This window comes from Leptolyngbya sp. FACHB-541, from assembly GCF_014695875.1.
In the GTDB taxonomy this organism is placed as follows: Bacteria; Cyanobacteriota; Cyanobacteriia; order Elainellales; family Elainellaceae; genus JAAUTN01.
This window is the reverse complement of sequence record NZ_JACJPC010000113.1, coordinates 1-5,860: the sequence shown is the minus strand read 5'-3', so window position 1 is coordinate 5,860 and position 5,860 is coordinate 1. Positions and strand designations below refer to the sequence as shown.

The following is a 5,860-nucleotide window of genomic DNA, read 5'->3' as shown; positions in this document are numbered from 1 at the left end:
GTGGTTTGTGCTCAAGAACTGGATGCGACAACGATGGAGTGAGTTTGAGAGTTTTCACAATTGTATAGATGCAGCTTTCAAAACCTGTCCTAACGTGCTCCCGTAGAGCTATATTGTTAGCTCATGGCTAAAGTGACGGATTGATTTAGTTCATGACTTTCAATTGAGGGAAAAAACATGGTTGCTCAACTTAATGAATTGCAGAAATCGACTCGTCCCGATTTTCCAATTACCCTGACCCAGCTTTACATCGACTATGAGAGCAGGCGGCAGAAGGGAGACAAGAAATTGCAAAATGCCCTTATCCCAGCCGTCCAGCAAAGCTGGCGATCGCAGCTACTAGTTCTATCATCTCGACAGGTTTGATTAAAACAACTTGAAACCCCTGAGAAAACGCTTGTTTTCGTTGATCTGAATTTGCCAATGCGATCGTGAATATTGTCCTGGCTAACTCTGCTTCCAGTTGTTGAATGTGACGATTTAGCACAGCAAAGTCCTCGCTACCTGCATCCAGGTCAACTAGAACAACATCTGGTTGAAATTGTCTGATTTGCTCTAGGGGTGTCTCGGGTGCGATGGTCACGGTCGCTTCATAGATGATTCCAAGCTGTATCCGCAACCGCTGGGCATATGGTTCATCTGCTACTAGTAAAAGCTTTATGTCTTTTAAGCTGACAATGCCAAACTGAAACTCAGGTAACTTCTCCTTACCCCAATTCGCCATCATCTCAATGAGTGGTCGCAGAGTTTCGCCTTCAGGTGTTAGAGAATATTCCACTCTCGGTGGGGTTTCTCGATAGGCTTGTCGATGGATCAACCCATCCGCCTCCAACTCGCGTAGTTGATTGGTCAGAACTTTTTGAGTGATTCCTGGAATCAATAGCATCAGCTCATTTGGGCGTTTAGCACTTTGTCGTAACCACCACAAGATTGCAGACTTCCATCGACCGCCGATCGCGTCTACTGTGACTTCCACAGGACAACCGTACTTTTTCTTTGAGGGATTCATAAGTCATTAGAGACCGTTTGGTAATAATTGAATGCCTGTGATATGACCTTTTGAAGTAACTTTCGCCACCTTTAGAAAAGCTTACCGGAGATTCACATGCAAACCTGGATCGATCCAGCTAATCCTTTACCCAGTACGACTTCTCTATCCAATAGCATGACAGCAACATCCCAATTTCCTAATTTTCCAATTTCTTTGACTCGGCTTTACATCAACGGTGAGTGGCGCGATGCTGCAAATGGCAAGACCTTTGAGGTGATTGACCCAACTACCGAAGCGGTTGTAGCTCAAGTTGCAGAAGGGACACAAGCGGATGCTGAAGCCGCGATCGCCTCCGCTCATCGTGCTTTTGAACAGGGGGGGTGGGGGCAGATGAACGGTCATGAGCGGGGTGAAATCCTCTGGCGAGTCGGAGACTTGTTTCTGAAGTACGGTGAAGAACTGGCATTTTTGCAAGCAAAAGAAATGGGGCGGTTATTTACCGACAGTATGGCAATCGATATTCCCCATCTGTCGAATGTGTTTCACTACTTCGCAGGCTGGGCAAGCAAAATTGAAGGATCAGTCAAACAAACCACTAAAGGATTGCATACCTACACGCTGAGGGAGCCTTTGGGAGTCATCGCTGCCATTACACCATTCAACTTCCCCTTAATTCTCTCCATCCACAAATTTGCTCCTGCCCTCGCCGCAGGCAATACAATAGTCCACAAGCCTGCCTCGTCTACGCCGCTATCTGCTCTCAAAGTGGCAGAAATTATGCAAGAAGCAGGTGTTCCTGATGGAGTGTTTAATGTGGTTCCGGGTCCGGGAAGCACGGTTGGGCACACGCTCTCAACTCATCCTGATGTTCATAAAGTTGCTATCACAGGCTCAACCGCAAGCGGAATTCGGGTGATTAAAGATTCAGCCGATACCTTAAAGCACCTGACAATGGAATTGGGCGGTAAATCTGCCAACATCATCTTTGCAGATGCTGATTTGGATGCAGCAGCAGAGACTGCTTACTATGGGATGTTCTACAACAAGGGTGAAATTTGCTATGCCGGATCGCGGATGTTGATTGAGCGATCGGTGTATGACGAAGTGCTGGAGCGTGTAGTAAAGTGGGCAAAGCAAACTAAAGTAGGCGATCCGCTTGATCCTAGAAGCCAGATGGGACCGATCGCCAACAAAAGCGAGTACGAAAACGTGCTGCGCTACATGGAAGTCGGCAAACAAGATGGGGCACGATTGGTTTCAGGTGGCAAAGCCGTAGACATTGGTACAGGTAGAGGCTACTTTGTGGAACCGACTGTGTTTGCAGATGTCAACAGCGACATGACGATCGCTCGTGAAGAAACGTTTGGTCCCATTCTTTCAGTCATTCCCTTCGACAATTTTGAAGATGCTATCCGCATTGCTAACAGCAACCAATATGGGCTCGTTGCTGGAGTGCATACTCGTGACATCAAAAAAGCACATCGGGCAGCGGCTTCTCTGAAGGCAGGTACGGTTTGGGTCAATACTTGGGGACGTTTCGATCCATCTAGCCCTTTTGGTGGTTATAAGATGAGCGGCTATGGGCGTGAGAATGGACAGGAAGCGCTGGAGTTTTACTTGCAAACTAAAACGGTTTGGGTTGATTTGTCATAGATTGTCGCTGCTGGAGATGATTCACACATCATCCCTCTAAAGATTTTGATCTGAGCTAATACATTTACGTTGGAGAACTCAAGTATGGAACTTATCGGAAAAACTGCAATTATCACTGGAGCAAGTAGTGGCATCGGTAAAGCGATCGCTCAGGAGTTAGATGCTGCTGGAATGAATTTGGTGTTGACGGCACGGTCGCAAGATAAGCTTAATCAACTGGCTGCATCGCTCAAAAACGCCCAAGTGCTTGCAGCAGCAATTACTGATCCTGATGTTCCACAAAAACTGGTGGATTTTGCGATCGCCGCCTTTGGGCAACTGGATGTAGTCATCAACAATGCCGGAGCGATGACTGTTGGTTCGGTTGAAGAAGTGGATATTGAAGCGATTTGCCAAATGGTGCGCCTCAATGTGGAATCGGTTTATCGACTGGCATACATTGCGTTGCGTCACTTCAAAAAAGCGGGCAGTGGATTTCTAATCAATACGTCTAGCATTGCTGGACTGAAGACTGCACCTCAGTACGGTGCATATAATGGCACAAAATACGCGATTGAGGCGTTTACCGATGCCTTGCGGATGGAACTGGCAGGAACAGGTATCAAAGTGTCAGCGATTGCCCCTGGTACTGTGGCTACAAGTTTATATGATCACTGGAGCCTGGAAGATAAAAACTACATAAATTCGGGTGGCGCTCTGCACCCAGAAGACATTGCTCGTTGTGTTCGGTTTGTTCTCGAGCAGCCTGATCATATGTTAATTCCTCAAATGTTGGCAGTTCCGGCTAATCAACCTGTGTAGGATCAATTTGACAGGTAAAGACTGTACTACCATTGCGAAGTTAAAAGAAACCTTTATGTCGGGAGGAAAATAAGCTGCGATCGCGATCTCCGCACAACAAAGCCCACGCACACCGACCACTGAGAAGTTATCTACTGGAGTTCAAAAGCTACCTACGGCGGGTGATGGGCACCGTTATGCGGCTTAGGAGATCGATGGGGAAGCAGTTTGGAAATAGTCTGTGAAGGGTAAGCAACAAAGTGAGTTAATCTAATTGAATTCAGCGTTTGAAGTTGTGCGATGCTTAGAGAAATTGATGAAGAGATTTGGGTTGCCGAACAGCCTTTACGGTATCTCGGACTTAGTGTTGGGACAAGAATGACAGTCGTTCGGCTAGCAAATCGCGAATTAGTTGTTATTTCGCCAATTCAAGCCAGTGATGCAATTGTGAGTCAACTCAGTCAACTTGGAACCGTCAAGCATATTATTGCTCCCAATCTTTATCACTACTTATTTACAGCCAATTTCAAATCACTTTACCCACAGGCGACGTTTTGGGCTGCACCTGGTTTAGAAGTTAAAAAACCAGAGTTGTCGGTCGACCAAACTATCAAGAGTGATGAAGATAAGTTGTGGAATGGACTGGAATTTATATTCTTTGATGGGTTCAGAGTTCTTGGTTTAAGCGGTTTTGATTTACTTAATGAATGTGTATTCTTTCATTCAGCAAGCCGTACTTTGATCTTGACGGATACTGCTTTTCACTTTGATGAAAGCTTTCCAATGCTCACACAATTTGCGGCTAGATTGCTTGGAGGATACAAACGCCTGAGCCCATCAGTGCTAGAGCGGATTGCAACAATAGACAAAGAGGGCGTGAGAAAATCGGTTGAGCAGGTTTTGAACTGGGACTTTGAACGAGTCGTTATGGCTCATGGAAGTATCATTGAACAGAATGGAAAAGAGAAGTTCAAGCAAGGATATGAGCAATTTTTGGGTCGATCAGTAAACGCCGCAGTCTCCCCATAACGCCCATGCACACCGACATCGAAAGTTCATCTGTTAGTGTTTAAGGTAGTCTACGGCGGGTGATGGGCAGCGTTATACAAAGGGGGATTTGAATGAGCTTGTTTCGAGGTGGTTGCTTATGTGGTGCAATTCGGTTCGAGGGTCGTGAGGCTCCGCTCCACACATTTTACTGTCATTGTACTGACTGCCAAAAGGAAACAGGGGGACCATTCGCAACAGAGATATATGTGAAGGTGGAGTCTATGACAGTCAACGGAGATCTGGTTGGCTACGATGTAATAGGCGATTCAGGAAAAGCCGTAACGCGGAAGTTTTGTCGCATATGTGGATGTCCAATCCTGACCGAGTTTGAAGTCGAGCCAGTTTATATTTGCATCAAAGCCTGTAGCCTTGACGATGCAAGTTGGTTGAAACCTGAGTTTCATCTTTACGTCAAATCCAAGCAACCGTGGTACGAAATTTCAGATGGGCTTCCACAGTATCAAGGAGACATGGAGTGGTAGTTGCCACACTGTATAACATCCCAACGCACCGGAACAATGTCAAGTGATCGGTGAGTTGCAGAGGTGAACTACGGCGGGTGATTGGGAACGTGTGCGATTCGTTCATCCTAAATGAGGCATCGTCCTCAGGGACGGATGTCGAGGATAGAACCTCGACAACTGAATCACCGTGAGGGTGCAACACCCTCTCTCCAGGTGCAAGGAGTAACAGCATCACCCCTACGGAGCGACTGGTTCTCAAACCGTAAAGCGGGGTGAAAAGGCAATAAACTGGAAGCCTTATCCGGTGGATGCCGAGCATGAATCGATGGATAGCGAAAGCGAAGCTGTGTCTGAACTGTCGTCAGATCAACCCAGCCAAATCAGGCTGATAGGCTGGAGCCAAAAGGCAAAGGATATTGGGGCAGGCGTTTACGGTTGCGACCCGTATGTACTCCCACTAAACCCGGCATTAAGCAGCATCCTCACGACTCAACCCACGGTGGTCCGGAACGAAGTAACCCTCTGCTTGCTCTCAGTTCACTGAGCAGGTGCCAACCGGATGTAGCAGATGGGAAGGATGCCCTTAAAAGCAAATGCCTTTGGGAAAGCCAGAGGATAGGCTGACGTAGGGCGGGATATCGATAAGCGGTCGCGCTCAGTAGCGGTTGCCGAGTGATTCGTCACGACGGTGGGATAAGGGGAAACCCCGCAAGCCGCCAAAAGGGGCTCTGTCGCAAAAACTATCGGGAACGAACAAATGGCTTAATCTGGACTCAATTAAGCAACAAGTCCAAAAATTCGAGACACGAAGGGATTGTAAATTGAAGTGTGTCAAAGGTCAGAAGTTGAGATCTAATGAACTACTGAACCAGAGATAGAAACACATGACCTTTCAACCTGAACTGCTTGACCAACTGCTACA

At 47.0% G+C, this 5,860-nt stretch carries 6 protein-coding genes and 2 pseudogenes; 7 read left to right on the top strand and 1 reads right to left on the bottom strand.

Annotated features, from left to right (window positions below; all coding sequences use genetic code 11):
* Window positions 1–106, top strand: a pseudogene (locus H6G00_RS24820) (IS630 family transposase); the annotation flags it as partial.
* 71 nt (window positions 107–177) lie between these two features.
* Window positions 178–366 carry a hypothetical protein gene (locus H6G00_RS24815; protein WP_190798799.1) on the top strand — a complete coding sequence of 63 codons (189 nt, stop codon included), beginning with the start codon at window positions 178–180 and terminating at the stop codon, window positions 364–366.
* 340 nt (window positions 367–706) lie between these two features.
* Here H6G00_RS24815 and H6G00_RS36810 read toward each other — a convergent pair.
* Window positions 707–1,009 (bottom strand): annotated as a pseudogene (locus tag H6G00_RS36810) (helix-turn-helix domain-containing protein); the annotation flags it as partial.
* Between the two features lie 96 nt (window positions 1,010–1,105).
* On the opposite strand from H6G00_RS36810, the gene H6G00_RS24805 reads away from it, so the two are divergent.
* The 5 genes from H6G00_RS24805 to H6G00_RS24785 all read left to right on the top strand — a co-directional run bounded on the left by H6G00_RS24805 (window position 1,106) and on the right by H6G00_RS24785 (window position 5,482).
* Window positions 1,106–2,644 (top strand): aldehyde dehydrogenase family protein, encoded by a 1,539-nt coding sequence (locus tag H6G00_RS24805; protein ID WP_199318694.1) that lies wholly within the window; start codon window positions 1,106–1,108, stop codon window positions 2,642–2,644.
* Window positions 2,645–2,728: 84 nt separating this feature from the next.
* Entirely contained in the window at window positions 2,729–3,445 is a 717-nt protein-coding gene (locus tag H6G00_RS24800) for an SDR family oxidoreductase (RefSeq protein ID WP_190798797.1), read from the top strand.
* Window positions 3,446–3,724: 279 nt separating this feature from the next.
* The gene (locus H6G00_RS24795) at window positions 3,725–4,453 is read left to right on the top strand and encodes a DUF4336 domain-containing protein (protein ID WP_190798796.1); all 729 of its coding nucleotides are present in this window, start codon (window positions 3,725–3,727) and stop codon (window positions 4,451–4,453) included.
* A gap of 92 nt (window positions 4,454–4,545) precedes the next feature.
* Window positions 4,546–4,956: a GFA family protein gene (locus tag H6G00_RS24790; RefSeq protein WP_190798795.1), complete on the top strand. Its 411-nt coding sequence runs from the start codon at window positions 4,546–4,548 to the stop codon at window positions 4,954–4,956.
* A 286-nt stretch (window positions 4,957–5,242) separates the two neighbouring features.
* Window positions 5,243–5,482, top strand: a complete 240-nt coding sequence (locus H6G00_RS24785) for a hypothetical protein (protein ID WP_190798794.1) — start codon at window positions 5,243–5,245, stop codon at window positions 5,480–5,482.
* Window positions 5,483–5,860 lie beyond the last annotated feature (378 nt).

Coding starts and splice junctions, on each gene's coding strand:
- H6G00_RS24795 (WP_190798796.1), top strand. CDS start 3,725: ATGCTTAGAGAAATTGATGAAGAGATTTGGGTTGCCGAACAGCCTTTA.
- H6G00_RS24805 (WP_199318694.1), top strand. CDS start 1,106: ATGCAAACCTGGATCGATCCAGCTAATCCTTTACCCAGTACGACTTCT.
- H6G00_RS24815 (WP_190798799.1), top strand. CDS start 178: ATGGTTGCTCAACTTAATGAATTGCAGAAATCGACTCGTCCCGATTTT.
- H6G00_RS24800 (WP_190798797.1), top strand. CDS start 2,729: ATGGAACTTATCGGAAAAACTGCAATTATCACTGGAGCAAGTAGTGGC.
- H6G00_RS24790 (WP_190798795.1), top strand. CDS start 4,546: ATGAGCTTGTTTCGAGGTGGTTGCTTATGTGGTGCAATTCGGTTCGAG.